26 protein-coding genes are annotated in these 25,674 nt (G+C 62.0%); 3 read left to right on the forward strand and 23 right to left on the reverse strand.

The window, feature by feature from the left end; all coding sequences use genetic code 11:
* Entirely contained in the window at window positions 1-1,134 is a 1,134-nt protein-coding gene (locus tag CRO75_RS02685; protein WP_097134369.1) for an aminotransferase class V-fold PLP-dependent enzyme, read from the forward strand.
* Window positions 1,135-1,353: 219 nt separating this feature from the next.
* Here the strand turns inward: CRO75_RS02685 and CRO75_RS02690 are convergent, their stop codons facing one another.
* The 12 genes from CRO75_RS02690 to CRO75_RS02745 form a co-directional block, all read right to left on the reverse strand.
* On the reverse strand, window positions 1,354-2,139 hold the full coding sequence (locus CRO75_RS02690; protein ID WP_097134370.1) for a TatD family hydrolase: 786 nt from the start codon (window positions 2,137-2,139) through the stop codon (window positions 1,354-1,356).
* Window positions 2,140-2,221: 82 nt separating this feature from the next.
* Window positions 2,222-3,208 carry a DNA polymerase III subunit delta' gene (locus tag CRO75_RS02695; protein WP_085530234.1) on the reverse strand — a complete coding sequence of 329 codons (987 nt, stop codon included), beginning with the start codon at window positions 3,206-3,208 and terminating at the stop codon, window positions 2,222-2,224.
* On the reverse strand, window positions 3,201-3,833 hold the full coding sequence (gene tmk / locus CRO75_RS02700; protein ID WP_007928062.1) for a dTMP kinase: 633 nt from the start codon (window positions 3,831-3,833) through the stop codon (window positions 3,201-3,203). The genes CRO75_RS02695 and tmk overlap by 8 nt, the downstream gene beginning before the upstream one ends.
* Before the next feature lie 19 nt (window positions 3,834-3,852).
* Window positions 3,853-5,073, reverse strand: coding sequence for an endolytic transglycosylase MltG (gene mltG / locus CRO75_RS02705; protein WP_097134371.1), 1,221 nt, complete (start codon window positions 5,071-5,073; stop codon window positions 3,853-3,855).
* A 3-nt stretch (window positions 5,074-5,076) separates the two neighbouring features.
* Complete coding sequence (gene pabC / locus CRO75_RS02710) at window positions 5,077-5,892, reverse strand: aminodeoxychorismate lyase (protein WP_097134372.1); 816 nt, start codon at window positions 5,890-5,892, stop codon at window positions 5,077-5,079.
* Complete coding sequence (gene fabF / locus CRO75_RS02715; protein WP_092418124.1) at window positions 5,892-7,136, reverse strand: beta-ketoacyl-ACP synthase II; 1,245 nt, start codon at window positions 7,134-7,136, stop codon at window positions 5,892-5,894. Before fabF ends, pabC begins: the two co-directional genes overlap by 1 nt.
* Before the next feature lie 111 nt (window positions 7,137-7,247).
* A complete protein-coding gene (acpP, locus tag CRO75_RS02720; protein WP_003175607.1) occupies window positions 7,248-7,484 on the reverse strand; it encodes an acyl carrier protein in 237 nt (78 codons plus the stop codon).
* Window positions 7,485-7,680: 196 nt separating this feature from the next.
* Complete coding sequence (fabG, locus tag CRO75_RS02725) at window positions 7,681-8,421, reverse strand: 3-oxoacyl-ACP reductase FabG (RefSeq protein ID WP_007928054.1); 741 nt, start codon at window positions 8,419-8,421, stop codon at window positions 7,681-7,683.
* Between the two features lie 16 nt (window positions 8,422-8,437).
* Window positions 8,438-9,376: an ACP S-malonyltransferase gene (gene fabD, locus CRO75_RS02730; RefSeq protein ID WP_097134373.1), complete on the reverse strand. Its 939-nt coding sequence runs from the start codon at window positions 9,374-9,376 to the stop codon at window positions 8,438-8,440.
* A 126-nt stretch (window positions 9,377-9,502) separates the two neighbouring features.
* Complete coding sequence (plsX, locus tag CRO75_RS02735) at window positions 9,503-10,513, reverse strand: phosphate acyltransferase PlsX (RefSeq protein WP_097134374.1); 1,011 nt, start codon at window positions 10,511-10,513, stop codon at window positions 9,503-9,505.
* A gap of 3 nt (window positions 10,514-10,516) precedes the next feature.
* Window positions 10,517-10,699 (reverse strand): 50S ribosomal protein L32, encoded by a 183-nt coding sequence (gene rpmF / locus CRO75_RS02740; protein ID WP_003179396.1) that lies wholly within the window; start codon window positions 10,697-10,699, stop codon window positions 10,517-10,519.
* Window positions 10,700-10,712: 13 nt separating this feature from the next.
* The gene (locus CRO75_RS02745; protein WP_007928051.1) at window positions 10,713-11,240 is read right to left on the reverse strand and encodes a YceD family protein; all 528 of its coding nucleotides are present in this window, start codon (window positions 11,238-11,240) and stop codon (window positions 10,713-10,715) included.
* Between the two features lie 105 nt (window positions 11,241-11,345).
* On the opposite strand from CRO75_RS02745, the gene CRO75_RS02750 reads away from it, so the two are divergent.
* A complete protein-coding gene (locus CRO75_RS02750) occupies window positions 11,346-11,924 on the forward strand; it encodes a nucleoside triphosphate pyrophosphatase (RefSeq protein WP_009042848.1) in 579 nt (192 codons plus the stop codon).
* A 54-nt stretch (window positions 11,925-11,978) separates the two neighbouring features.
* Here the strand turns inward: CRO75_RS02750 and sppA are convergent, their stop codons facing one another.
* The 3 genes from sppA to rluC are packed head-to-tail and all read right to left on the reverse strand — an operon-like array spanning window position 11,979 to window position 14,595.
* On the reverse strand, window positions 11,979-12,968 hold the full coding sequence (gene sppA, locus CRO75_RS02755; RefSeq protein ID WP_097134375.1) for a signal peptide peptidase SppA: 990 nt from the start codon (window positions 12,966-12,968) through the stop codon (window positions 11,979-11,981).
* A gap of 18 nt (window positions 12,969-12,986) precedes the next feature.
* Complete coding sequence (locus tag CRO75_RS02760) at window positions 12,987-13,649, reverse strand: HAD-IA family hydrolase (RefSeq protein WP_009042846.1); 663 nt, start codon at window positions 13,647-13,649, stop codon at window positions 12,987-12,989.
* On the reverse strand, window positions 13,639-14,595 hold the full coding sequence (rluC, locus tag CRO75_RS02765; protein WP_097134376.1) for a 23S rRNA pseudouridine(955/2504/2580) synthase RluC: 957 nt from the start codon (window positions 14,593-14,595) through the stop codon (window positions 13,639-13,641). The genes CRO75_RS02760 and rluC overlap by 11 nt, the downstream gene beginning before the upstream one ends.
* Window positions 14,596-15,311: 716 nt before the next feature.
* On the opposite strand from rluC, the gene rne reads away from it, so the two are divergent.
* Complete coding sequence (gene rne / locus CRO75_RS02770) at window positions 15,312-18,524, forward strand: ribonuclease E (protein WP_097134377.1); 3,213 nt, start codon at window positions 15,312-15,314, stop codon at window positions 18,522-18,524.
* 103 nt (window positions 18,525-18,627) lie between these two features.
* Here the strand turns inward: rne and CRO75_RS02775 are convergent, their stop codons facing one another.
* From CRO75_RS02775 to CRO75_RS02810, 8 genes are all read right to left on the reverse strand, one after another.
* Entirely contained in the window at window positions 18,628-19,221 is a 594-nt protein-coding gene (locus CRO75_RS02775; RefSeq protein WP_097134378.1) for a nucleotidyltransferase family protein, read from the reverse strand.
* A gap of 8 nt (window positions 19,222-19,229) precedes the next feature.
* A complete protein-coding gene (locus tag CRO75_RS02780; protein ID WP_097134379.1) occupies window positions 19,230-20,213 on the reverse strand; it encodes an XdhC family protein in 984 nt (327 codons plus the stop codon).
* Window positions 20,213-22,531, reverse strand: a complete 2,319-nt coding sequence (locus CRO75_RS02785) for a xanthine dehydrogenase family protein molybdopterin-binding subunit (RefSeq protein ID WP_097134380.1) — start codon at window positions 22,529-22,531, stop codon at window positions 20,213-20,215. The genes CRO75_RS02780 and CRO75_RS02785 overlap by 1 nt, the downstream gene beginning before the upstream one ends.
* On the reverse strand, window positions 22,528-22,998 hold the full coding sequence (locus CRO75_RS02790) for a (2Fe-2S)-binding protein (protein ID WP_053260197.1): 471 nt from the start codon (window positions 22,996-22,998) through the stop codon (window positions 22,528-22,530). Before CRO75_RS02790 ends, CRO75_RS02785 begins: the two co-directional genes overlap by 4 nt.
* A 248-nt stretch (window positions 22,999-23,246) precedes the next feature.
* Entirely contained in the window at window positions 23,247-24,266 is a 1,020-nt protein-coding gene (murB, locus tag CRO75_RS02795; RefSeq protein WP_097134381.1) for a UDP-N-acetylmuramate dehydrogenase, read from the reverse strand.
* Window positions 24,263-24,727 carry a low molecular weight protein-tyrosine-phosphatase gene (locus tag CRO75_RS02800; protein ID WP_007931667.1) on the reverse strand — a complete coding sequence of 155 codons (465 nt, stop codon included), beginning with the start codon at window positions 24,725-24,727 and terminating at the stop codon, window positions 24,263-24,265. Before CRO75_RS02800 ends, murB begins: the two co-directional genes overlap by 4 nt.
* Window positions 24,727-25,491: a 3-deoxy-manno-octulosonate cytidylyltransferase gene (gene kdsB, locus CRO75_RS02805; protein WP_097134382.1), complete on the reverse strand. Its 765-nt coding sequence runs from the start codon at window positions 25,489-25,491 to the stop codon at window positions 24,727-24,729. The genes CRO75_RS02800 and kdsB overlap by 1 nt, the downstream gene beginning before the upstream one ends.
* Window positions 25,488-25,673 carry a Trm112 family protein gene (locus tag CRO75_RS02810; protein ID WP_007931663.1) on the reverse strand — a complete coding sequence of 62 codons (186 nt, stop codon included), beginning with the start codon at window positions 25,671-25,673 and terminating at the stop codon, window positions 25,488-25,490. The genes kdsB and CRO75_RS02810 overlap by 4 nt, the downstream gene beginning before the upstream one ends.
* Window position 25,674 lies beyond the last annotated feature (1 nt).

Consider the following 25,674-nt stretch of genomic DNA (forward strand, 5'->3'; position numbering starts at 1 on the left):
ATGACTATGTTTCTTGATGAATTTGTACAGGCCCCGGGCCTGCGTTATTTGAATCACGCAGCTGTCGCCCCCTGGCCGAATCGGGCCGCCGAAGCCGTGGCGCGCTTCGCCAAAGAGAACGTTTTGCTGGGTGCGCGGGACTATCCGGACTGGATGGCCCTTGAGCAACGCCTGCGCGAACGCCTGATGCGCTTGCTAAATGCACCGTCAACGGATGATATCGCGCTGGTCAAAAATACTTCGGAAGCGCTGTCATTCGTCGCCTTTGGTCTGCCCTGGGAACAAGGTGACCAGATCGTCATCAGCGCCGAGGAATTCCCTTCCAACCGCGTCGTCTGGGAAGCCCTGGCCAGCCAGGGCGTGGAAGTGCTGCAGGTCAGCCTCAAGGGCGACGATCCGGAAGGCGCCCTGCTGGCCGCCTGCGGGCCGCGCACCCGGCTGATGGCGATCAGCGCGGTGCAGTTCGCCAGCGGTCTGCGCCTGGATCTGCAGCGCCTGGGCGCCGGCTGCAAACAACAGAACGTGCTGTTCTGCATCGACGCGATCCAGCAACTGGGCGCCCAACCCTTCGATGTCCAGGCCTATCAATGCGACTTCGCCATGGCCGACGGCCACAAATGGATGCTCGGGCCTGAAGGCCTCGGCGTGTTCTATTGCCGCAGCGAGCTGCGCGCGCAGCTCAAGCTCCATGAGTTCGGCTGGCACATGCTGGAACACATGGGCGATTACAGCCGCAGCGCATGGGAACCGGCCAAGAGCGCGCGGCGCTTCGAGTGCGGCAGCCCGAACATGCTTGGCGCCATGGCCCTGGAAGCAAGCCTGTCGTTATTGGAAGAAGTGGGCATGGAACAAGTAGCGACCTTGATCGCCGAACGGGTCCAGTGGCTCCAGGATGGCCTGAATGCTATCCCCGGCGTATGCCTGCACACCCCGCTCAACCCTGCCCGACGCGGCGGAATTTTTTCGTTCAGTATCAATGGCATCGATAATCAGGCAGTTCATGAGGCGCTGCAACAGCAGCAGGTGGTGTGTATTCCCCGTGGTCCCGGGGTTAGATTTTCACCGCATTTCTATACCGAAAGGCGCGTGATCGACGAGACTCTCGCCATTGTGGCTGACATCGCCCGGCAATGAGAACTCAAGCGAAGCGCTCGTATTCCAAATTTGTTTAAGAAACGAGCAAGGCCAACTGGACTGAATTCAATAGTGATCAATACTTGAAATGTCGGCGTGACATCTCCCCCAAGTGAAGCGCCGATGAAGGTACCAAGGGATGGTGTGCCTTTAGTTTTACTCCTAATGGTCTTAACCCGGATTCACCCCCCAGAACCCGGGTTTTTTTTTGCCTGCGATTCAGCCCTTGACGTGCGCCAGCGGGAACAGACGCTTGAAGTTCTCGGTGGTCTGCTCGGCAAAACGCTCGTAGGGCTCCCCACGCAGCATGGCCAGGAACTCGGCGACTTCACGCACGTACTGCGGCAGGTTGGGCTTGCCGCGATAAGGAATCGGCGCCAGGTACGGCGAATCGGTTTCCACCAGCAAACGGTCGACCGGCACCTGGCGCGCCACGTCCCGCAGCGCATCGGCATTGCGGAAAGTGACAATCCCGGACAGGGAAATGTAGAAGCCCAGGTCCAGCGCGGCCTTGGCCATGTCCCAGTCTTCGGTGAAGCAGTGCAGGACCCCGGCTTGCGGTAACGCTGCTTCACGCAGCAGGGTCAGGGTATCGGCGCGCGCGCCACGGGTGTGGACGATCACCGGCTTGCCGGTCTGCTGGGCGGCTTGCAGGTGCAGGCGGAAGGATTCCTGCTGCAACTGCGCCGCTTCCGGCTCGTAGTGGTAATCCAGGCCGGTCTCGCCGATGGCCACCACCCGCGGGTGATTCAGCTCCCGCAGCAGCCAGTCGAGGGCTGGCGCGGCGCCGGGCTGGACATCCAGGGGATGGATACCCACCGAGCAATCGACGTCGTCATAACGCTCAGCCAGCGCCTTGACGTCGGCCGCATTGTCGGCGCTGACGCCAATGCACAGGAAATGCCCGACACCGCGCTGACGAGCCGCATCCAAGGCGGCATCCAGAGAGCCGTCATGGGCGGCGAGGTCGAGGCGATCGAGGTGACAATGGGAATCTACAAGCATAAGAAGCGACAACCACATTCGGTCAATGAACAGGCCGGCCCGAGCAGCAGCCGGCGATTCGGTTTGTTTCCAGGCGCCGCCGTCAGTTGCGGGCAGGCAATGCGGCCCACTGCACCAGCAAGGCTTCGAGCAACAGCACCCGATTGAGGTTGGCCTTGTTCAACACCTTCTGGCGCTGCGCAAGGATCCAGTCCTGGATCTCCAGAACCTTGGCCTGGGAGGACTTCTGCGCGAGGTATTGCACCACTTTGCGCATATCGGCCAATCCCAGCCCCTCCTCGTCCTGCGTCAGCTGATAGCGCAGGATCAGGCTCGACCAGTCGCAGAACCAATCGAACAGCAACAGCAAGGGTATCGCATTCCAGCCTTCGGCCAGTTGGGTCGGCGATTGCTGCTGCTTGAGCAACTTCTTCACCCCGTCGACCACCTGCGCCCGCTGCTCGCGCGCGCCCTGGGCTTGCAGGCTGACAGCCGCCAGGGGCGAACCGGCCGCCAGGGTCAACAGCTCGACCCGCTCCTCTTCCGAACAGTCCGGCAGCGCCTTGCTCAGCCATTGCAGGCTCATGACCTCACTGGGCAGAGGACAGGCCTGCTGCACGCAGCGACTTTTGATGGTCGGCAGCAAACGGCTCGGCTGGTGGCTGACCAGCAGCAACACCGTATCGCCGGACGGCTCTTCGAGGCTTTTCAGCAGCGCGTTGGAAGCGTTGATATTCATCGACTCCACCGGCTCGATCAGCACCACCTTGCGCCCGCCCAGTTGCGCGGTCTGCACCACGAAGCTGACCAGCTCGCGCACCTGGTCGACCTTGATCGCCTTGTCCGCTTCCTCCGGCTCCAGCACGTAGTTGTCCGGATGGCTGCCGGCCTGCAGCAGCAAGCACGACTTGCATTGCCCGCAGGCATCCAGCCCGGCCGGACGCTGGCACAGCAGGCGCGCCATCAGGCGCTCGGCCAACGCACGCTTGCCGATGCCCGCCGGGCCATGGAGCAGATAGGCGTGGGCATGCTGCGCTCGGCCCGCCAGCTGCTGCCAGAGTTCGTCCTGCCAGGGAAAGGCCTCAGCCACGGTGCAGCTCCAGCAATTTCGGCAACAGGGCGTCCAGTGCTTGCTGGACCTGGGACAGCGGCTGAGCCGCATCCACCAACAGGTAACGCGCCGGATCGGCCGCCGCGCGCTTCAGGTACGCCTGGCGTACCGCATCGAAGAACACCCGGCCTTCCAGCTCGAAACGGTCCAGGCGGCCACGGGCGCTGGCGCGGGCCAGACCCACTTCGACCGGCAGGTCGAACACCAGGGTCAGGTCGGGTCGCAGCTCACCCTGAACGAACTGCTCCAGGGTCGCGATGCGCTCCACGGACAAACCACGCCCCCCCCCCTGATAGGCGTAGGTGGAATCGGTAAAACGGTCGCACAACACCACCGCACCACGGGCCAGCGCCGGACGAATCACCTCGGCCAGATGCTGGGCGCGCGCGGCGAACACCAGCAACAGCTCGGTATCGGGATTCATGACCTCGTCGCCGGGGGTCAGCAGCACCTCGCGGATCCGCTCGGCCAAGGGCGTACCGCCCGGCTCGCGAGTCAGCAACACCTCGATGCCAGCGGCGCGCAGGCGCTCGGCCAGATATTCGCGGTTGGTGCTCTTACCCGCGCCTTCCGGGCCTTCCAGAGTAATAAACAAGCCAGTCACAGGCAGTCCTTAATCAAAGTCATTGCGGGCTTTTCGGCTCGGGCTCGACGGGAGTTTCGAGCGGTGCTTGCGGCGGTATTTCCGGGCTCACTTGGGGAGCCTCCTGAGAAGGCTCCTCAGGGGACTCCTGCGGAACTGCCTCGGGCGCCGTATCGGGTGACGCCGCCGGGGTCGACTCCGGAGTTTCGGAAGCCGCCGGGCTGCCCGCCGGTGCCGGGCTGGAACGATAATCGGCGCGACGCTTGAGCTGGAACTCGCGCACGGCATTGTTGTGCGCTTCCAGATCGTCGGAGAACACGTGGCTGCCATCGCCACGCGCCACGAAATACAGACTGCTGCCCGGCACCGGGTTGAGCGCAGCATGAATCGCCTCGCGGCCGACCATGGCGATCGGCGTCGGCGGCAAGCCACTGATCACGTAGGTGTTGTAGGGGGTCGCTTCCTTCAGCAGGGCGCGGGTCAACTTACCGTTGTAACGCTCGCCCAGACCATAGATCACCGTCGGATCGGTTTGCAGCAGCATACCCACCTGCATGCGGCGCACGAATACCCCGGCAATCTGTCCGCGCTCCTGGGGCACGCCGGTTTCCTTCTCCACCAGCGAGGCCATGATCAGTGCCTGATAGGGCTCGGTATAAGGCACATCGGCCGAGCGCTTGTTCCATTCCTTGGCCAGCACCTCGTCCAGGCGGCTGTAGGCTTTTTCCAGCAGTTCGGCATCGGTCATCCCGCGCACAAAACGGTAGGTATCGGGAAAGAACCGGCCTTCGGGGAAAACTCCGCCGTGACCGAGCTTTTCCATGACTTCACTGTCACTCAACCCATTCAGGGTCTGCTCGAGCTTGTCATGCTTGGCCAATGCCGCGCGCACCTGACGGAAAGTCCAGCCTTCCACCAGGGTCAGGCTGTACTGCACCACTTCACCACGCTGCCAGACCCCGATCAGGCCTTGCGCGGTCATCCCTGGGGTCATGCGGTATTCGCCGCTGTGCAGTGGCTGTCCTTCCATGTTGAAGCGCCAGTACAGGCGCAGCCAGAACGCGTCCTTGAGAACGCCATTGGCTTCCATACGGTTGAAGGTACCGCCTGGCGTCGAGCCAGCCGGCACGTCGAGCAATTGCTCTTGGGTCAGGTTGAGAGGCTGCTCCAGCGCCGAGTTCAACTTCCAGGCCGAGGCGCCCAGCGCCAGACCTGCCAGAACCAGTCCGGTCTCCAGCAGAAGCAATAGTTTACGTCTCACAAATCAGGCATCCAGTAGCGTGCGGGCAATGCGTTGCAGTTTACGGGTGAGCGGTCCGGCCGACCAGCGCAGTGCGCCACAGGCAAGCACCGGCCAAATGCCATAGACACTGTTGCAGACAAAGACTTCGTCGGCCTGTTGCAACTGTTCGAGACTGATGTCGGCGATTTCCGTGGGGATAGCCAAGGACGCGGCCTGAAACAATATTTCAGCGCGCATCACTCCGGCGACCCCGCAACGGCTCAAATCGGCCGTGAACAAGGCACCGTCGCGCACCAGGAACAGATTGCTGAACACGCCCTCGATCACCCGCCCGGAAACGTCGAGCATCAAGCCTTCAGCATGCTCGCTGTCCTGCCACTCGGAACGGGCAAGAACCTGCTCCAGTCGGTTGAGGTGCTTGAGGCCGGCGAGCAAGGGCTGCTCGGACAGGCGGGTGGTGCAAGGGAACAATCGAACCCCCTGCTCGGCATGCGCCGCCGGATAAGCGGCCGGCGCATTACCCTGGAGGATTCGCCGCGGCTGCGCCCGCGGGTCGGCGGCATAACCGCGCTGGCTGTCACCCCGGGTGAGGATCAGCTTGAGCACGCCCTCCCCCAGCAGCGAGGCGTAGGCGGTGAGCTCGCTGCGGATCAACGCTTGATCGGCAGCGATGGCCAGGCGCGAACAGCCCTCGGCCAGGCGCAGCAGGTGTCGCTCCAGCAACAAGGGCTGGCCCGCCTTCACCGCGATGGTCTCGAACAGACCATCGCCATAAGCCAAGCCGCGGTCCTTGAGCGACAGAACGTCAGCCGGCTGACCGTCGACCCAGCTGTCCATCAGCCAGCGAACCGGCGGAACACCAGGGAGCCGTTGGTACCACCGAACCCGAAGGAGTTGGACAGCACCACGTCGATGTCCATATTGCGCGCGGTGTGCGGCACGAAATCCAGGTCGCAACCTTCGTCCGGCTCATCGAGGTTGATGGTCGGTGGCGCTGCCTGGCTGTTGATCGCCAGCACGCTGAAGATGGCCTCGATGGCACCCGCGGCACCCAGCAGATGGCCGGTCATGGACTTGGTGGAGCTGATCGCCAGCTTGTAGGCGTGATCGCCGAACACCGTCTTGATCGCCTCGGCTTCCGCCAGGTCACCGGCAGGTGTCGAAGTACCGTGGGCATTGATGTACTGCACCTGCTCGACGTTCAGCTTGGCGTCACGCAGCGCATTGGCGATGCAACGCGCCGCGCCGGCGCCATCGGCGGGTGGCGAAGTCATGTGGTAGGCGTCGCCGCTCATGCCAAAACCGATCAGTTCGGCATAGATGGTCGCGCCACGGGCCTTGGCATGCTCCAGCTCTTCGAGCACCAGCGCGCCGGCACCGTCGGACAGCACGAAGCCATCACGCCCCTTGTCCCAAGGACGGCTGGCACGGGTTGGCTCGTCATTGCGGGTCGACAGTGCGCGGGATGCGCCAAAGCCGCCCATGCCCAGGCCGCAGGCGGCCATTTCAGCGCCACCGGCGATCATCACGTCAGCTTCGCCAAAGGCAATATTGCGGGCCGCCATGCCAATGCAGTGGGTACCTGTGGTGCAGGCCGTGGAAATGGCGTAGTTCGGCCCCTGGGCACCCAGATGGATAGACAGGAATCCGGAAATCATATTGATGATCGAGCCAGGCACGAAGAACGGAGAAATTCGACGCGGGCCGGAATCATGCAGCGTGCGGCTGGTTTCCTCGATATTGGTCAAACCGCCAATACCCGACCCCATGGCAACGCCGATTCGCTCGCGGTTGGCATCGGTCACTTCCAGGCCGGCATTACGCACTGCCTGAAAACCGGCCGCCAAGCCGTATTGAATGAACAGGTCGAGCTTGCGGGCCTCTTTGACCGACAGGTATTCCTCGACATTGAAGCCCTTTACCGAGCCGCCAAAACGGGTGGAATAGGCAGAAAGGTCGGTGTGTTCGATCAGACCAATGCCACTGCGGCCAGCCAGAATGCCCTGCCAGCTGCTCGGAACATCCGTACCCAGTGGCGACAACATACCCATACCGGTGACTACGACGCGTCTACGCGACACAGCACTCTCCTTTTTTCTAATGACGACACTTTGCATCAGGCCTAAAGAAAAAACCGCACGCCGTAACGGCAGTGCGGTTTTTCCATGACAGCAAAAGACGACTAAATACGATTAAGCCTGGTGGCTGGTAACGTAGTCGATAGCTGCTTGAACGGTAGTGATCTTTTCAGCTTCTTCGTCAGGGATTTCGGTCTCGAATTCCTCTTCCAGAGCCATCACCAGCTCAACGGTGTCAAGGGAGTCGGCACCCAGGTCTTCAACGAAGGAAGCAGTGTTAACAACTTCTTCTTCTTTAACGCCCAGTTGCTCAGCAACGATTTTCTTGACGCGCTCTTCGATGGTGCTCATACCTTGTTTTCACTCCTAATGGACAAATTCAGGCAGCTGGCCAGTGGGTAAGTGTATAGAAAGGCTTTTCAGCTTTTCAACTGAAAGCTTCACTCCTCAAACCCTTTGGCCACCTGCCTATAAATTGATTGCAGCTTTATAACGGATTTTAGACAGCTCGTATGACATTTTTTTGAAGCAATCCGTCACATTTAACTCACATGTACATCCCGCCGTTCACCGGGATTGTAGCCCCGGTCACGTATGCCGCACCGTCGGATGCAAGAAAAGCGACCACTTGCGCGATCTCTTGAGCCTGCCCCAGACGACCCAGCGGAATTTGTGTTTGCAGCGCTTCACGCTGCGCTTCAGGCAAATCGCGAGTCATGTCGGTATCGATGAAACCCGGAGTCACCGAGTTCACGGTAATCGACCGCGAGCCAACCTCACGCGCCAGAGCACGGCTGAAACCTTCCAGACCCGCCTTGGCGGTGGCGTAGTTTACTTGGCCAGCGTTGCCCATGGCACCCACCACCGAACCAATACTGATGATTCGACCCCAGCGAGCCTTGGTCATGCCGCGCAGAACGCCTTTGGACAGGCGATACAGACTGTTCAGGTTGGTATCGATCACGTCGTACCACTCGTCGTCTTTCATGCGCATCATCAGGTTGTCACGGGTAATACCGGCGTTGTTCACCAGGATCGCCGGCGCGCCGAACTGCTCCTGAATGCTGGCCAGCACGGCAGCAACGGACTCGTCGCTGGTGACATTGAGCTCAAGGCCTGCGCCCTGAATGCCATTTTCCTTCAAGGTGGCAGCAATACCCTCGGCACCCGAAGCGGAAGTTGCGGTACCCACAACGATCGCGCCCAGGCGACCCAGTTCAAGCGCGATGGCCTGGCCAATACCGCGGCTGGCGCCGGTAACCAATGCAACTTTACCTTGCAGACTCATGCAGGCTTCTCCTAATTCAGACCAACGCTGCGCGAGCGGCAGCGAAGGCATCTGGGGTGTTCAGGTTAGAGGTCGATACGCCTTCGGCGCAGCGCTTGTTGAGACCCGCCAGGACCTTGCCCGGACCGCACTCGACCAGCTGGGTAGCGCCCTTGGCGGCCAGGGTCTGCACCGACTCCACCCAACGCACCGGCTTGTACAGCTGCTCCAGCAGGTCGCGCTTGAGGGTTTCGAGATCCGGCGCCACATCGGCGCTGACATTCTGTACCAACGGAATCTGTGGCGCCTGCCAGTTGATGGCGGCAATCGACTCGGCGAAACGCTCGGCAGCCGGACGCATCAGCTCGCAGTGTGATGGCACGCTGACAGGCAATGGCATGGCGCGCTTGGCGCCACGCGCCTTGCAACCCTCGATGGCGCGCTCGACAGCGGCCTTGGCGCCGGCGATCACCACCTGGCCCGGGGAGTTGAAATTGACCGCGCTGACCACTTCGCCTTGTGCGGCTTCGGCACAAGCGGCCAGCACATCGGCATCTTCCAGGCCGAGAATCGCCGCCATGCCACCCTGCCCCGCAGGAACGGCTTCTTGCATCAACTGGCCGCGACGCTCTACCAGCTTCACGGCTTCGCCCAGAGTCAGGCTGCCAGCGGCAACCAGCGCGCTGTATTCACCCAGGCTGTGGCCGGCGACGAATGCCGGGCGTGCCACGCCTTCCGCCAGCCACAGACGCCACAGGGCGATAGAGGCGGTCAGAATGGCCGGCTGGGTTTTGTCGGTTTGATTGAGCAGCTCTTCGGGACCCTCTTGGGTCAAGGCCCAGAGATCGTAGCCCAGAGCATCGGAAGCTTCTTTGAAGGTTTCGAGGATCAACGGGTACTGCGCGCCCAACTCGGCCAACATGCCGAGGGACTGCGAGCCCTGTCCAGGAAAGACGAATGCGAGGGAAGCAGACATGTAACAAGCCCCTAATGATCTTGTCGTCGGAGAATTGACGCCGCACCGTGGTGGACGCAAGAAACTGAGAGTTGGATGGCCAATTGAACTGAGCGGTCACATTTAAGCATTTCCGAGTACAAACGCCTAAAGCAACAGATCTTCGAGCCGCCCATGCAGGCGCTCCGGGAGGTTTTCCTGGATCTCGATCAACGCCCGTTGAATCGCACTCTGGAAACCCTGAACCCCCGCCGAACCGTGGCTTTTCACGACTATTCCCTGCAAGCCGAGAAAACTCGCGCCATTGTGTCGCGCCGGCGCCAGATCGGCCTGCAGACGCCGCATCAGCGGCAGCGCCAGAGCACCGACCACACGGGAAACCGCGTTTTGCTTGAACAGGGATTCGATGCGCGCGGCAATCATGGTCGCCAGCCCCTCGCTGGACTTGAGCAGGATATTGCCGACAAAACCGTCGCACACCACCACATCCGCTTCGCCGCGATACAATCCGTCGCCCTCGACAAAACCGATGTAATTCAGACCCCGGGCATTCTGCAACAGGCTAGCTGCCAGCTTGACCTGCTGATTGCCCTTGATGTCTTCAGTACCGATATTGAGCAACGCCACTCGCGGACGAACGACCCCCAGCGTCTCGGCTGCCACCGACCCCATGACCGCAAACTGGAACAGGTGCTCGGCGCTGCAATCGACGTTTGCCCCCAGATCCAGCAGCTGGCAATAGCCGCGCTGGGTTGGAATAGCCGCCACCATCGCCGGACGATCGATGCCCGGAAGGGTTTTCAACACATAACGCGACAACGCCATCAGGGCACCGGTATTGCCGGCGCTGACACAGGCCTGGGCCTTGCCATCACGCAGCAGCTCTAACGCCACTCGCATGGAGGAGTCCGGCTTGCCACGCAGAGCCTGGGAAGGTTTTTCATCCATGCCAATGACTTCTGCGGCGGACACAACCGTCAGGCGCGCGCGATCCACAGCCGAATGACCGGAAATCAGTTCTTCTAGAAGGAAAGGTTGGCCGACAAGGGCTAGGTGCAGCGAGGGGGTGGCAGACAGGCAAGCAAGGCTGGCCTGAACAATGCTGCGGGGACCGAAGTCCCCGCCCATTGCGTCAATCGCGATGACTTGAGCGGACAAGGATTACTCGTCAGCGCCCTTGTCGATCACTTTACGACCACGGTATACGCCTTCTGGCGATACGTGGTGACGCAGGTGAACTTCACCAGTGGTCTTTTCTACGGACAGGGTGCTAGCCTCGAGAGCGTCGTGCGAACGACGCATGTCACGGGCAGAGCGGGATTTTTTGTTCTGCTGAACAGCCATAATTGATTAACTCCTAAACGTTTGGGTCACGCTTTAACTGCGCCAATACACTGAACGGGTTGGACCGCGTTACCTCGTCCTCGCTCGGTTCGGGCTCATCGAGACCCGCCGGCTGCTGGCATTCTTCCGGATGATGAGCAGGCACGATGGGCAAGGCGAGCAAAAGCTCCTCCTCGATCAAAGCCTGCAGATCCAAAGGATCTTCGCCCAGTTCCAGCACGTCATAACCTTTCGGCAACGACTGGGTATTCGCACCCTCCTTCACCACAGCGTAACTGCATTCGCTGTGGATCGGCAGGGTGACCAGCTCAAGACAACGCTGGCAAACCATTTTGACTTCAGTGTCGATAAAGCTGTGGATCACCACAGATTTACGTTCATCTCGTTCAAAAACGAATTTAGCCTGCACCGTACCGACATCGTCGGAAAGCGGGTCGCAGAGTCTCTTCAAATCGGCCAGCAGCAGTTCACCTTGAAGGGTGGTGCCACGGTCAGCCAATTTGCGCGGGTCAACGTGAGGTGGAATCGGGTCATTCAACATAGGCGCAGCATTATAGGGATGCCCCCGGCCATGTCAAAGGAAATTCAGCCCTGTCCGTCACTTGCAAGCCCCGCTAGAATTCGCGGCCAGCCTCAGGAGATGCGCATGCTGCCTTTATTACTTGCCTCAAGCTCGGCCTACCGGCGCGAATTGCTCACCCGCCTGCGCCTGCCATTCACCTGCAGCTCACCGGATATCGACGAAAGCCATCGCCCCGGAGAATCCGCCAGCGACCTGGTCAAGCGTCTCGCCGAAGAGAAAGCCCGAGCGCTGGCCGCCACCCACCCAGGACACTTGATCATTGGCTCGGACCAGGTCGCGGTGCTCGGCGAGCGCATCATCGGCAAGCCCCACACTTTCGAAAAGGCGCGCGAGCAATTGCTCGCCGCCAGCGGCGCCAGCGTGACCTTTCTCACCGGCCTGGCCCTGCTCAACAGCAAGAGCGGCCACTGCCAGGTCGACTGCGTACCCTTCACCGTGCATATGCGCGAGCTGAGCCCTGCCCGCATCGAACGCTACCTGCACGCCGAACAGCCTTATGACTGTGCCGGCAGCTTCAAGGCCGAGGGCCTGGGCATCAGCCTGTTCCGCAGCACCGAGGGCAGCGACGCCAGCAGCTTGATCGGCCTGCCGCTGATCCGCCTGGTAGACATGCTGCTCGCCGAAAGCGTGGAAATCCCCTGACCACCCACACTAAAAAAGCCGGCCATAAGGCCGGCTCTTTTTAAAACAGCGCAATCAACGCAGTGTCGGCCCCTGAAAGCCCATCCACATGGCCAAATGCTCGGCAACACTGGCGCCCAGCTTTTTCGAGAAGCGATCGAAAGGCGACTCCTGCACGGTGAAATCCACCAATTCCTTCTCGCCAACCACATCCCGAGCAACCGAGCTGGCACTCCCTAGCCCATCGATCAAGCCCAGTTGCAGCGCCTGCTCGCCGGACCAGACCAGGCCGGAGAACAGCTCCGGATGATCCTTGTCCTTGAGACGCTCGCCACGCCCCTGCTTGACGCTGGCGATGAACTGGCGATGAGTGGTATCCAGCACGCCCTGCCAGAACTGGGTTTCCTCGGGCTTCTGCGGCTGGAACGGGTCCAGGAACGACTTGTGCTCACCCGAGGTGTAGGTACGACGCTCCACACCTAGCTTCTCCATGGTGCCGACGAAACCATAACCGGCCGCCGTGACCCCGATGGAACCGACCAGGCTCGCCTTGTCGGCATAGATCTGATCGGCGGCGCTGGCAATGTAGTAGGCGCCGGAAGCCCCCAGGTCGGAAATCACTGCATACACCTTGATATCCGGATGCAAGCCACGCAGGCGACGGATTTCGTCATAGACATAACCCGACTGCACCGGGCTGCCGCCAGGACTGTTGATACGCAGCACAATGCCTTTGACCTTCGAGTCCTCGAAAGCCGCACGCAAGCCGGTCACGATGTTGTCGGCGCTCGCCGACTCCTTGTCCGCGATCATGCCCGTCACCTCGATCAACGCCGTGTAACCGGCCCCGCGGGTGGCGGTTTTTTCCATATCCATCAACGGCGTAAACAGCGCCAGGGCTATAAGCAGATAAACAAAGGTCAGGAGCTTGAAGAAAATCCCCCAACGCCGCGAACGCCGCTGCTCTTGCACACCGGCCAGCAGAGTCTTTTCCAGCAGCTTCCAGCTCTTGTCGTCAACACTGTCGGCAGCCGACTTACTCGGCGCTTTCCATTCGTCGCTCATGCTTTTACCCCAAAAGACTCAATTGCCCCGCCGGCCAAGCCAGGCATGCAATTGAGGAAAACTATCGATAGACAGGCGCGGCTCGTAAGCCTGCAAGGCTTCCAGCGATTGCGCGCCATAACCGACCGCAACCGATGCCATGCCTGCATTACGCGCCATCAGCAGGTCGAAAGAGGAATCACCGACCATCAACGCCTGCTCGGGGCGCACCTCGCAATGCGCCAGGATCTGCTCGAGCATCAAAGGATGAGGCTTGCTCGCGGTTTCGTCGGCGGCGCGGGTGATGTCGAAATAATCTTCCCAGCCATGCGCCTTCAACACCCGATCCAGACCACGACGCGCCTTACCGGTCGCTACCGCCAGATGATATCCCTCGCGCCGAAAGGCTTCGAGAGACTGCACCACCCCGGCAAACAATGGAGAAGGCTCGGCCTCGAGAGCGATGTAGTGATCGGCATAGTGCTGGCGAAAATCTACCAGCTCGGCATCGCTGATGTGCGGATACAGCGTGCGGATCGCCTCCGGCAATCCCAGGCCGATAATGCCCTTGACCGCAAAATCGTCGCACCGGGCAAACCCCGAGCGATCGGAGGCCACATGCATGGCCTCGACTATCCGACCAATGGAGTCTGCCAGGGTACCGTCCCAATCAAAGATCAGCAGTTTGTAATCAGGGTGCACTCAGGCGCTCCACAGTCTTGGCCCACATGTCATCCACCGGTGCCTGCAATTTCAGCTCGCCGCCATCGGGCAACGGCACGGTCAGCATGTAGGCATGCAGAAACAGGCGCTTACCGCCCAGGTCGCGGATTTCCTTGGTGAAATCGTCATCGCCATACTTGCTGTCGCCGGCAATGCAATGCCCGGCATGCAGGGTATGCACACGGATCTGGTGAGTACGACCGGTCACCGGCTTGGCTTCGACCATGGTGGCGAAGTCACCGAAGCGGCGCAGCACCTTGAACACGGTCAAGGCCTCCTTGCCCTCTTCGTTCACTTCGACCATGCGCTCGCCGGAACGCAGGTTGCTCTTGAGCAGCGGCGCACGGACCTGCTTGATCGAGGTCGCCCAGTTGCCGCGCACCAGCGCCATGTAGCGCTTGTCGACACCATCGCCGCGCAAGGCTTCATGCAAATGACGCAGCATGCTGCGTTTCTTGGCGATCATCAGCAGGCCGGAAGTATCGCGGTCGAGGCGATGGACCAACTCCAGCTCCTTGGCGTCCGGGCGCAACTGACGAAAGGCTTCGATCACCCCGAAATTCAGACCGCTGCCGCCATGCACAGCGATGCCGGCGGGCTTGTTGATCACGATCAGGGCTTTGTCTTCATAGACAATCGAAGCTTCCAGGCGCTGCAACAAACCCTGCGCCACGGGCACGGGTTCGTCACGCTCCGGCACGCGCACCGGCGGCACGCGCACGATATCGCCCGCCTGCAGCTTGTATTCAGGCTTGATCCGGCCCTTGTTCACCCGCACTTCGCCTTTGCGCAAAATGCGGTAAATCAAGGTCTTGGGCACGCCTTTGAGCCGAGCGAGGAGGAAATTGTCGATTCGTTGGCCGGCATATTCCGGCGAGACCTCAAGCAGTTGAACGCCTGGGGTCGAGGGGGCAGTAGTCGTCATGGCGCAAATGATAACAATTTTTTATGGAATTGAAGCACTTAATGATTACTGCTATAGTCGCGAACGCCGCCAAAAGCGGCCTGGACAGCGGACCAACGGCCAACAGCCGGCCCTGACCAACGCAATTCACCAGGATGCGAGGCCGTCCTACGGGGCTTTCGCTACGAACGGTGGAGTTTTGCAGTTGTAACAAGCGCAGGTGACATGAGGCCTGAAGCACGCCGAAAAGCAGAGTTTCCACTCGCCTTTCGAGCAAATATTCACGGCCAGTTCACAAAGTGCAGTCAGCTACGAACGAACCCGAGCGAGCGCTTCGGAAACACCGCCTAAATTAGCCATGATGCGTGAGTTCCCCTTCCGGAGCTCACGGTAAATGCCAACCCGCTGCGGATTCTGCGCGCGGCAGCACCCGAATTATCAGGGATACGTGTAGGGTGGAGATGCACAACCGTCGGACTGTGTAGCATTAGGCTTTATCAAGACGCTTCATCTCGTCCACAGTCGCCGGTTGATTCCTCCTCCTGATTGAGCTTTTGCTTAAGAGGTGCCTTTTGTCACCCCAGCAAGCAGGACGCGTGAGTCGCGAGTTCGCCCCAACTGGCCGGATTTCGCTAGACACTGGAGCGGCCAACCGCTCCTGACGCACCTGACACCGACCGTGAGAAGTCGTGTGTGCCGAACGCCGTTTCCGGCAGCCCGGAAACCGACGGTACTACATGAAAAGAATGCTGATTAACGCAACTCAACCCGAAGAGTTGCGTGTTGCACTGGTAGATGGCCAACGCCTCTACGACCTGGACATCGAATCCGGTGCACGCGAGCAGAAGAAGGCCAACATCTATAAAGGCCGCATCACTCGCATCGAACCAAGCCTCGAGGCTGCCTTTGTCGATTTCGGCTCTGAGCGCCACGGCTTCCTGCCCCTCAAAGAAATCTCCCGCGAATACTTCAAGAAAGCTCCCGAAGGCCGCGTCAATATCAAGGACGTCCTGAGCGAAGGCCAGGAAGTCATCGTTCAGGTCGAAAAAGAAGAACGTGGCAACAAGGGCGCTGCCCTGACCACCTTCATCAGCCTGGCCGGTCGTTACCTGGTGCTGATGCCGAACAACCCGCGTGCCGGCGGCATCTCCCGTCGCATCGAAGGCGAAGAGCGCAACGAACTGCGCGAAGCCTTGAACGGCCTGGTCGCCCCTGCCGACATGGGCCTGATCGTCCGCACTGCCGGCCTGGGCCGTAGCAGCGAAGAAATGCAGTGGGACCTCGACTACCTGCTGCAACTCTGGACCGCCATCAAAGAAGCCTCGCTGGACCGCGCGGCGCCTTTCCTGATCTACCAGGAAAGCAACGTGATCATCCGTGCCATCCGCGACTACCTGCGCCAGGACATCGGCGAAGTGCTGATCGACAGCGTGGAAGCCCAGGACGAAGCCCTGACCTTCATCCGCCAGGTGATGCCGCAGTACGCCAGCAAGATCAAGCTGTATGAAGACAGCGTTCCGCTGTTCAATCGTTTCCAGATCGAAAGCCAGATCGAAACCGCCTTCCAGCGCGTCGTCGAACTGCCTTCCGGCGGCTCCATCGTTATCGATCCGACCGAAGCCCTGGTGTCCATCGACATCAACTCGGCGCGCGCCACCAAAGGCAGCGACATCGAGGAAACCGCCCTGCAGACCAACCTGGAAGCAGCGGAAGAAATCGCTCGCCAGCTGCGCCTGCGTGACATCGGCGGCCTGATCGTCATCGACTTCATCGACATGACCCCGGCCAAGAACCAGCGCGCCGTGGAAGAGAAAGTCCGCGAATGCCTGGAAGCCGACCGCGCTCGCGTCCAGGTCGGTCGCATCTCGCGCTTCGGCCTGCTGGAAATGTCCCGCCAGCGCCTGCGTCCATCCCTCGGCGAAAGCAGCGGCATCGTCTGCCCACGCTGCAACGGCACCGGCATCATCCGCGACGTCGAATCGCTGTCGCTGGCGATCCTGCGCCTGATCGAAGAAGAAGCCCTGAAAGATCGCACCGCCGAAGTTCGCGCCCAAGTGCCGATTCCGGTTGCTGCCTTCCTGCTCAACGAAAAACGCAATTCGATCACCAAGATCGAACTGCGCACCCGTGCTCGTATCGTCATTCTGCCGAACGACCATCTCGAAACGCCGCACTTCGAAGTCCAGCGTCTGCGTGATGACAGCCCGGAAGCCGGCATCAACCAGTCCAGCTACGAAATCGCCGCTGCCGCTGCCGAAGCCGAAGAAGTCCAGCCAGCCGCCGCGACCCGCACCCTGGTTCGCCAGGAAGCCGCCGTCAAGACCGCTCCAGCCCGTGCCAATGCACCGGTTCCAACCGAAGTGGTCGCCGCCCCGGTTGCCGCTCCGGCCGCCGTTGCCGAGCCAAGCCTGTTCAAGGGCCTGGTGAAGTCCCTGGTCAGCCTGTTCGCCACCAAGGAAGAGCCAGCCGCTCCGGTCGTGGTTGAAAAACCGGCCACCGAGCGTCCTGCACGCAACGAAGAACGCCGCAACGGTCGTCAGCAGAGCCGCAATCGCAACGGTCGCCGCGACGAAGAGCGCAAGCCACGCGAAGAACGCGCCCCTCGTGAAGAGCGCGCACCGCGCGAAGCCCGCGAAGAGCGTCAGCCACGTGAAGTTCGCGAGGCTCGCGAGGAAGTCCAGGCCACCGCTCGCGAAGAGCGCGCGCCACGTCCGCCACGTGAAGAGCGTCAACCACGCCCACCACGTGAAGACCGCAAGCCACGCGGCGAGCGTGAAGAACGCGTGCGTGAACTGCGCGAACCGCTGGACGCTGCTCCTGCCGCTGTCGCTGCCGCCGAAGAACGCCCGGCTCGTCAGCCGCGCGAAGAGCGTCAACCGCGTCCACCGCGTGAAGAGCGTCAACCTCGCGCCGAACAGGCCGCTGCCGTAGCTGAAGAAGAGCTGCTGCCGAACGAAGAGCAACTGCAGGAAGACGGTCAGGAGAACGCCGAGGGCGATCGCCCACGCCGCCGCTCCCGTGGCCAGCGTCGTCGCAGCAACCGTCGTGAGCGTCAGCGTGACGCCAACGGCAATGTGATCGAAGGTTCGGAAGAAAACAGCGAAGAGCCAAGCAGCGCCGATCTGGCCGCAGGCCTGGCGGTAACTGCTGCCGTTGCCAGCACCGTGATCAGCGCCCCGGCCGAAGCCCAGGCTCACGAGCAGGCCGAACGTGCCACCGCTGCCGTCCAGGAAGCCGCACCGACCGTCGAAGCACCGGTCGTCGAGGCCACCACTGCGGTAGAGATTCCAGCAGCACCTGCTGTTGAAGTCGCCCAGGTTCGTGAAGAACAGCACGAAGAACAGGCTGCGCAACCTGCAATTGTTGCAGAACAACCTGCAGTCGTTGCCGAGCCAGTGGTCGAAGCGCCAGTCGCCGAAGCACCAGCGGCAGAACCAACCCAGGAAGCGCCTAGTGCCTTCGAGCGTGCCGCCGAGGCGATCGTTGCCGAAGCGCCTGCGCCAGTCGCAGAAGTTGTGGCTGAAGCAGTCGTGGCTGCTGAACCTGTAGTTGCCGAGCCTGTGGCTGCCGCACCGGCAGCGCCGGTTGAGGCACCTGCCGCCGAAGTGGCTGCACCGGTTGTCGAGGCCGCTCCGGCCAGCGCCCTGACCAGCACCGGTCGCGCGCCAAACGACCCGCGTGAAGTGCGTCGTCGCAAGCGCGAAGCCGAGCGTCTGCAGAAGGAAGCCGAGCTGGCTGCCGCTGCCGCCGCTGAAGCTCCGGCAGAAGCCGTAGTGGCCGCCGAGCCTGCGCCGGTGGTTGCCGAGGTGGTCGAGGCAGCTCCTGCTGCCGAACCGGTCATCGAGCAACCTGCCCCTGCCGCCGACGAAGCCCCACGCTCCGTCGAAGAAGTGGTAGAGCACAAGCCCAAGGCCCAGGAAGAAGAGCACGAGCCTAAACCCCTCGTCTGATTCCTAGCCCGATAAAAAGCCCCGCCTGGTCACCCAGGCGGGGCTTTTTTATGCCTGCAATTCTTCGATCAACATCTTCGCCGCGAAAGCGAGCCCAGCAATCTCAACCGCTAAAAACCAACGCCTGCGGCGTATCCACATCCCACAACACGCCTGCATCCGCCAGTTCCACCTCGACGACCTGCCCCACGGCAAACAGCGGCCTGGCTCCTCGATCCCCGGTCAGGCCCTGCAACGCCTGACCAAAGGCCGCGCCAAAAGCCACCGGGTGACCATAGGCCCCCTTATAAACAGGCACCCGGATCATTTGCTCGCCCAGTTCCCGCACCACGCTCTCGATACTCGACGGCAGGATAAAGGGCATATCCCCCAGCACCACCAGCCAGCCACTGGCATCGGCGCAGGCTGCGACGGCGGCCGCGAGGCTGTCGCCCATGCCCGGCGAATCCAGAAGCATCACCTGGCAGCCATAGGCTTCGGCCAAGGCAATCACCTCGGTACGGTCCGGCGTTGTCACCAGGATTCTACAGGCCAGCAGTGCGGGCAAGCTCCTCAGGACCTGCTCGACTACCGGCCTGATCACCGCGTCTCGTCCCAGGCATGGAGCCAGCAACTTGTCTTGCCCGCCCCCCGCCGCCTGTCGGAAACGACTGCCCTGCCCCGCGGCCAGGATGACCACGCACAGCGACTCGCTCACGCACTCACCTACGCAGCCACTTGGGGCGGCTTTTTCTGCAACAGGTCGATGCCGTTCTTGATGGCAACGATCTCCGACATCACCGACAGGGCAATCTCCGCCGGTGTATGGCTGCCGATATGCAGGCCGATGGGTCCGTGCAAGCGTTCGATGGCCTGCGGCTCCAGCCCCAGCTGGGCCAGATTCTCCCGACGCTTCTGACTGTTGACCCGAGAGCCCAGCGCCCCGACGTAAAACGCCCGGGAATTGAGCGCGGTCAACAGCGCCATGTCATCCAGCCTGGGGTCATGGGTCAGCGCGACAATGGCCGTACGCTCGTCGGTCTCGATATTCAGCACCGCATCGTCCGGCATTCCCGGCACAAAACGCCCGTGCTGCTCTTCCCAACCGTAGACAAACTCCTTGCGCGGATCGCAGATCAGTACTTCGAAGTCCAGCAGCCGCGCCATTTCCGCCACATACCGCGACAACTGCCCGGCGCCGATCAGCAACAGCCGCCAGCGCGGGCCATAGATCGCCCGCAGGGTGGTGTCATCGAAGCTCAGCACATCGGTTTTGCTGGCCGGTTTTAGCAGCACTTCACCGCTGCTCAGGTTCAACTCCCGGGCGACGATTTCATGCGCCTCGCAACGAGCCAGCAGTTCCGCGACCCAGCCCGGATCGCCAACCCGCTCCTCGGTCAGGCGCAAGGTGCCGCCGCACGGCAGGCCAAAACGCGCGGCCTCCTCGCGGGTCACGCCATAGGTCACCAGTTGCACCGGCGGCCCGTCCAGAGGCAGGCGGCCATCGTGCAAACGGGCGATCAGGTCGTCCTCGATACAACCACCCGAGACCGAGCCAATCACCATGCCGTCTTCACGCAAGGCCAGCATCGCGCCCGGTGGCCGCGGCGCGCTGCCCCAGGTCTGGACCACGCTGTACAAGGTCACGCGCTGCCCCGCGCGGCGCCATTCCAGCACGCTGCGCAGGACATTCAGGTCGACGCTGTCCATCAGGCCTTGCCCGCCTGTTGCCAGCCCTGCAGTTGGTAACGCACTGGCAGGTTGCGGATGCGTTTGCCGGTGGCGGCAAAGATCGCGTTACACAGGGCCGGCGCGATCGGCGGCACACCCGGCTCACCGACACCGCCCAACGGCACATCGCCTGGTGGCGTCACCAGGTGTACGGCCACTTCCTTCGGCGCCAGGGACATGCGCGCCACTTCATACATATGGAAGTTGTCCTGCTGGACCTTGCCGTCCTTGAAGCTGATCTCGCCCACCACCGCATTGCCCAGGCCCATCACACAGGCGCCCTCGAACTGCGAGCGGATACGCTCGGGATTGATCTGCGGACCGCAGTCCACGGCGATATCGGCCTTGTGCACGATCAGGGTGCCATCATCCTTGACCTCGACCTCGATCACCGCCGCCACATAGGTGACGAAGCTGTAGTGCACCGCCAGCCCCAGGCCGCGGCCCTTGGGCAGGCTGCGTCCCCAGCCCGCCGCTTTGGCCGCGGTCTCCAGCACGCCGCGCATGCGCGCGGTGTCGATCGGGTAACGCTCCGGCGACTCGCCGTAGTTCCATTCTTCGCTCAAGGTCCGTGGGTCGATCTGACGATCCGGCCCCAGCAGCTTGAGCTGGTACTTCAACGGGTCCTGACCCGCCTTGTGCGCCAGTTCGTCGACAAAGCTCTGGATGGCGAAACCGTGGGGGATGTTCGACACCGAGCGATACCAGCCAACCCGGGTATGCGCGGCGGCCTCGGGGTTTTCCAGGCGCACGTTGGGAATCGCATAGGCCAGGTTGGTAAAACCCATGCCCAGCTCGAAGGCCGCCTCATGGTTCATGCCCGGGGCGAACAGCGCGGTGATGCTCGGCGCCACGGTGCGGTGCAGCCAGCCGGACGGCATGCCGTCCTTGTTCAGGCTGGCCTTGAGGTATTCCGCCGACACGGTATGGAAGTAGGAGTTGTGAATGTCGTCTTCGCGCGTCCATTGCACCCGCACGGCCTTGCCCGGCATTTTCTTGGCGAGAATCGCCGCCTCGAGGATGAAGTCAGGCTTGGATTTACGCCCGAAACCACCGCCGAGCAAGGTGATGTTGACCGTCACCTTGTCGAAGGGAATGCCCAGGCGCTCGGCAATACGTTCGCGGGTCACCTGTGGCGCCTGGCTCGGAGCCCAGGCTTCGCACTGGCCGTCCTGGAAGCGCGCCACGGCGACCATCGGTTCCATCGGCGCCTGCGCCAGGTGCGGCAGGTAATAGGAAGCCTCCAGGCTGCTGTCGGCGCTGCCCATGGCGTCGTCGATATTGCCAGTGCTGCGCACTACCTTGCCGGGCTTGAGCGCCGCGGCTTCCAGCTCCTTGCGGTAGGCAATCGAGTCGTAGCCAGCGTTGACGCCATCGTCCCACTCGATCTTCAACGCATCGCGGCCCTTGATCGCCGCCCAGGTATTGCTGGCGATCACCGCCACACCACCCAGCGGCTGAAACTCGGAAGGTAGCGGGCGGCTTTCGATCTGCACCACCTTGATCACGCCCGGCACCTTCAGTGCCGCGCTGCCATCGAAGGATTTGACTTTGCCGCCATAGACCCGTGGGCGCGCAACCGTCGCGAAGAGCATGCCGTCGAAATGCACGTCGGCGCCGTAGACCGCCTGGCCATTGACGATGTCCGCACCGTCGATGGCGCGGGTACCTTCCTTGCCGATGTAACGGAATTCGCTGGGTTGCTTCAGACGCAGGCTGTCGCGGGCCGGCACCGCCAGGGCGCTCGCCGCGGCGGCCAGGGCGCCGTAGCCCAGTTCACGGCCGCTCGGCTGGTGGACCACTTTATGCAACTGCGCCCGGCACTCGGCCAGCGGGACTTTCCATTGTTCGGCCGCTGCCTGCTCGAGCATGGTCCGCGCCGCCGCACCGCAGCGTCGCATCGGCTCGTACCAATGGCGCATGCTGCGCGAACCGTCGGTGTCCTGGTTACCGAACAGCGCCTCGTCGCCCGGCGCCTGCTTGACCTTCACCAGCGCCCAATCGGCCTCCAGTTCGTCAGCGACCACCATGCTCAGGCTGGTACGCACGCCCTGGCCCATTTCCGAACGGTTGCAGAGCACGGTCACGCTGCCGTCGGCGGCGATGCTCACGTACACCTTGGGGTCATCGACCCAGCCGTTGGGCATGCCGTCGGCACCGAACTTCTTCTCTTCGGCGAAAGCGTCCTGCCAGCCCCAACTGGCCGCCAGCACCAGTGCGCCGGTGGCTCCGACGCCTTTGAGAAAACCGCGGCGGCTGAGGTTGCTCAAGGCAAAATCATTCGGCAGCTGGCTCATGCCTTGGCCTCCTTCAGGTGGGTGGAGGCCTGGCGAATCGCCGTCTTGATCCGGTTGTAGGTGCCGCAGCGGCAGATGTTGCCGACCATGGCGGCTTCGATCTGTTCGTCGCTGGGGTTGGGGTTGACCTTGAGCAAGGCAGTGGCCGACATGATCTGCCCGCCCTGGCAGTAGCCGCACTGGGCCACCGCGCTGTCCAGCCAGGCCTGCTGCACGACTTTGCCGACCGGGTCGCTATGCAGATTGTCGATGGTGCTTACGTTCTGCCCGACCACCGAGCCGATCGGCGTGATGCAACTGCGCGCCGGGGCGCCGTCGATATGGATGGTGCACGCGCCGCACAGGCCCATGCCGCAACCGAACTTGGTACCGTTGTAGCCCGCCACGTCGCGGATAGCCCAGAGCAGCGGCATGTCCTCGGTGACATCCAGTGGGTGATCTTGACCGTTGAGTTTCAGGGTAATCATGGGCACGCCCGCATATTTTCCGTTTATGGGGTCGAGCAATCTGCCGTTGAGTACAACGACTTGCAGGAGCAGATCGACTCAGGCTAATGGGCTCTCTTATGAAGACGGGGAGTCTTCACCGGGCCTTTGGGGATACAAATAGTTGCATTGTTAGCAGGCTAAGTTAAGCCGCAATTAACAAAAAAGCCTCGCAGGGTGTGAACCCGTGCAAGGCTTTGCTGGCGAGCTTTGAGCTTAGCTCAACGGGCTCAATAGAGATTGGGCTCCATCTCCAGCTGAACATGGAAGCGCTCGGCAATATCCTGCTGGATCCTTCGTGCCAGGCTTAACAGCTGCAAGCCCGTGGCACCGCCATAGTTGACCAGCACCAGCGACTGCAAACGATGCACCCCGGCATCGCCATCGCGAAAGCCCTTCCAGCCCGCCTGTTCGATCAACCAGCCAGCAGCCAGCTTCACCTGCCCGTCCGCCTGTGGATAACCCACCAGCCCCGCATGCCGCTGCCTGATCTCGGCCGCCAGCGCAGCGGACACCACCGGGTTCTTGAAGAAACTGCCGGCATTGCCCAGTACCGCCGGGTCCGGCAGTTTTTCACTGCGGATGCTGCAAATGGCGCGACTGACATCGCTGGCCGTCGGCTGCTCGATGCCCTGCTCGCTCAATCGCTGGCGCACCGGGCCATATTCCAGGTGCAGATGCTCGCTGCGGGCCAGGGCAAAACGCACCCGCAGAATCAGCCAGCGGCCGGCCTCTTGCTTGAACAGGCTGTCGCGGTAGGCGAACTGACATTCTTCCAAACTGAAATCGCGCAACTCACCGCTCTGCCGATCCAGTGCGGTCAGGCCGGCGAACACATCCTTGATCTCGACCCCGTAGGCACCGATATTCTGCATCGGTGCGGCGCCCACAGTCCCCGGAATCAGGCTGAGGTTTTCCAGGCCGGACAAGCCCTGTTGCAAGGTCCACTGCACGAAGGGATGCCAGGTTTCACCCGCTTCGGCTTCGACTACTACCTGCTGGCCATCGTCGCTCAGCAGACGAATGCCACGGGTACTCATGCGCAAGACCAGCGCTGGAATATCCGCGGTCAGCAGCAAGTTGCTGCCGCCGCCAATCACCAGCAGCGGCAGTTGGTACTGCTCCGAATAGGCCAGCGCCTCACGCACGTCGGCGTCGCTGTGGGCCTCGGCGAACAGCTGCGCGCGCACATCGACGCCGAAGGTGTTGAAGGGCTTGAGGGAAACCCGGGACTGCAGATGCAAGCTCATAGACGCCCCTTCAGCTCGATCACCAGCCGATCGCTGGCGTACTCGATCAGGTCCAGCACCTGCTCGAAACCTTGCTCACCGTCGTAGTAAGGATCCGGCACCTCGTCCACCGCCGCCTCGTAGCGGCGCAGGAACAGGTCCAGCTCGGCCTTGCCCTGGGCCGGCTGCAGCGCCTTGAGATTGCGCAGGTTGCTCTCGTCCATGGCCAGGATCAGGTCGTAGCGAGCAAAATCCGCGCTGCTGACTTGCTGCGCGCGCTGGGCCGACAGGTCGTAGCCACGCAACAGCGCCGCGCGCTGGCTGCGCTTGTCCGGCGCCTTGCCGATGTGCCATTCGCCAGTCCCTGCGGACGCGACTTCGACCCGGTCGGCCAGCCCCGCTTCACGTAACTTGTGGCGCAGCACGCCCTCCGCCGTCGGTGAACGGCAGATGTTGCCCAGGCAGACAAACAAAACCCGCATCAGGCCTCCAGCAGGCGACGAACGCGCTCAAGGTCTTCGGCGGTATCGACACCACCAGGCGGCGCTTCCAGGGCATCGGCGACATGGATACGCACGCCGTGCCACAAGGCCCGCAACTGCTCCAGCGACTCGGTGTTCTCCAGCCAGCACGGGCCCCAGCTGACGAAGTCATGCAGGAAACCGGCGCGGTAGGCATAGATGCCGATATGGCGGCGATACGGCACGCCTTCCGGCAGCAGGTCGCGGTTCTTCGCAAAAGCGTCGCGCGCCCACGGCAAGGTGGCGCGGCTGAAGGTCAGCGCCAGACCATTGATGTCGCTGACCACCTTGACCACGTTCGGGTTGAACAGGGTCTCGACGTCTTCGATCGGCTCGGCCAGGGTGGCCATGCTCGCTTCGGTGTGGGCGGCCAGGTTGGCGGCCACCTGGTCGATCACCGCCGGCGGGATCAACGGCTCGTCGCCCTGGACATTGACCACGATGGCATCCGCGGCCAGGCCCAATTGACTGGCGACTTCCGCCAGGCGATCGGTCCCGGAGTTGTGGTCCTCGCGGGTCAACACCGCTTCGGCGCCGAAGCCCTGGCAGGCCTCGACGATTCGCGCGTCGTCAGTCGCTACCACCACACGCTGGGCGGCGCTCTTGCAGGCCTGTTCCCAGACGTGCTGGATCATCGGCTTGCCGGCGATCAACTGCAGCGGTTTACCCGGCAGGCGGGTGGAGGCGAAGCGGGCTGGAATGACAACGGTAAAGGCTGTGGTCATTTATCCAGGCGCTCGTCGGTGCTGAGGGTGCGGGCTTCGCTTTCCAGCATGACCGGGATGCCATCGCGAATCGGATAGGCCAGGCCGGCGCCCTTGCTGATCAGCTCGGTCTTGTCGGCGCTGAGCTTGAGCGGTCCCTTGCAGATCGGGCAAGCGAGGATATCGAGCAATTTGGTGTCCATG

It is taken from the genome of Pseudomonas sp. LAMO17WK12:I10 (assembly GCF_900215185.1).
Lineage (GTDB): Bacteria > Pseudomonadota > Gammaproteobacteria > Pseudomonadales > Pseudomonadaceae > Aquipseudomonas > Aquipseudomonas chlororaphis.

Bases quoted from the DNA above. Each gene is read 5' to 3' on its own strand.
- CRO75_RS02685 (WP_097134369.1), top strand. From the start codon at position 1: ATGACTATGTTTCTTGATGAATTTGTACAGGCCCCGGGCCTGCGTTAT.
- CRO75_RS02690 (WP_097134370.1), bottom strand. From the start codon at position 2,139: ATGCTTGTAGATTCCCATTGTCACCTCGATCGCCTCGACCTCGCCGCC.
- pabC (WP_097134372.1), bottom strand. From the start codon at position 5,892: ATGGACAGCTGGGTCGACGGTCAGCCGGCTGACGTTCTGTCGCTCAAG.
- acpP (WP_003175607.1), bottom strand. From the start codon at position 7,484: ATGAGCACCATCGAAGAGCGCGTCAAGAAAATCGTTGCTGAGCAACTG.
- fabG (WP_007928054.1), bottom strand. From the start codon at position 8,421: ATGAGTCTGCAAGGTAAAGTTGCATTGGTTACCGGCGCCAGCCGCGGT.
- fabD (WP_097134373.1), bottom strand. From the start codon at position 9,376: ATGTCTGCTTCCCTCGCATTCGTCTTTCCTGGACAGGGCTCGCAGTCC.
- rpmF (WP_003179396.1), bottom strand. From the start codon at position 10,699: ATGGCTGTTCAGCAGAACAAAAAATCCCGCTCTGCCCGTGACATGCGT.
- CRO75_RS02745 (WP_007928051.1), bottom strand. From the start codon at position 11,240: ATGTTGAATGACCCGATTCCACCTCACGTTGACCCGCGCAAATTGGCT.
- CRO75_RS02750 (WP_009042848.1), top strand. From the start codon at position 11,346: ATGCTGCCTTTATTACTTGCCTCAAGCTCGGCCTACCGGCGCGAATTG.
- sppA (WP_097134375.1), bottom strand. From the start codon at position 12,968: ATGAGCGACGAATGGAAAGCGCCGAGTAAGTCGGCTGCCGACAGTGTT.
- rluC (WP_097134376.1), bottom strand. From the start codon at position 14,595: ATGACGACTACTGCCCCCTCGACCCCAGGCGTTCAACTGCTTGAGGTC.
- rne (WP_097134377.1), top strand. From the start codon at position 15,312: ATGAAAAGAATGCTGATTAACGCAACTCAACCCGAAGAGTTGCGTGTT.
- CRO75_RS02780 (WP_097134379.1), bottom strand. From the start codon at position 20,213: ATGGACAGCGTCGACCTGAATGTCCTGCGCAGCGTGCTGGAATGGCGC.
- CRO75_RS02785 (WP_097134380.1), bottom strand. From the start codon at position 22,531: ATGAGCCAGCTGCCGAATGATTTTGCCTTGAGCAACCTCAGCCGCCGC.
- CRO75_RS02790 (WP_053260197.1), bottom strand. From the start codon at position 22,998: ATGATTACCCTGAAACTCAACGGTCAAGATCACCCACTGGATGTCACC.
- murB (WP_097134381.1), bottom strand. From the start codon at position 24,266: ATGAGCTTGCATCTGCAGTCCCGGGTTTCCCTCAAGCCCTTCAACACC.
- CRO75_RS02800 (WP_007931667.1), bottom strand. From the start codon at position 24,727: ATGCGGGTTTTGTTTGTCTGCCTGGGCAACATCTGCCGTTCACCGACG.
- kdsB (WP_097134382.1), bottom strand. From the start codon at position 25,491: ATGACCACAGCCTTTACCGTTGTCATTCCAGCCCGCTTCGCCTCCACC.
- CRO75_RS02810 (WP_007931663.1), bottom strand. From the start codon at position 25,673: ATGGACACCAAATTGCTCGATATCCTCGCTTGCCCGATCTGCAAGGGA.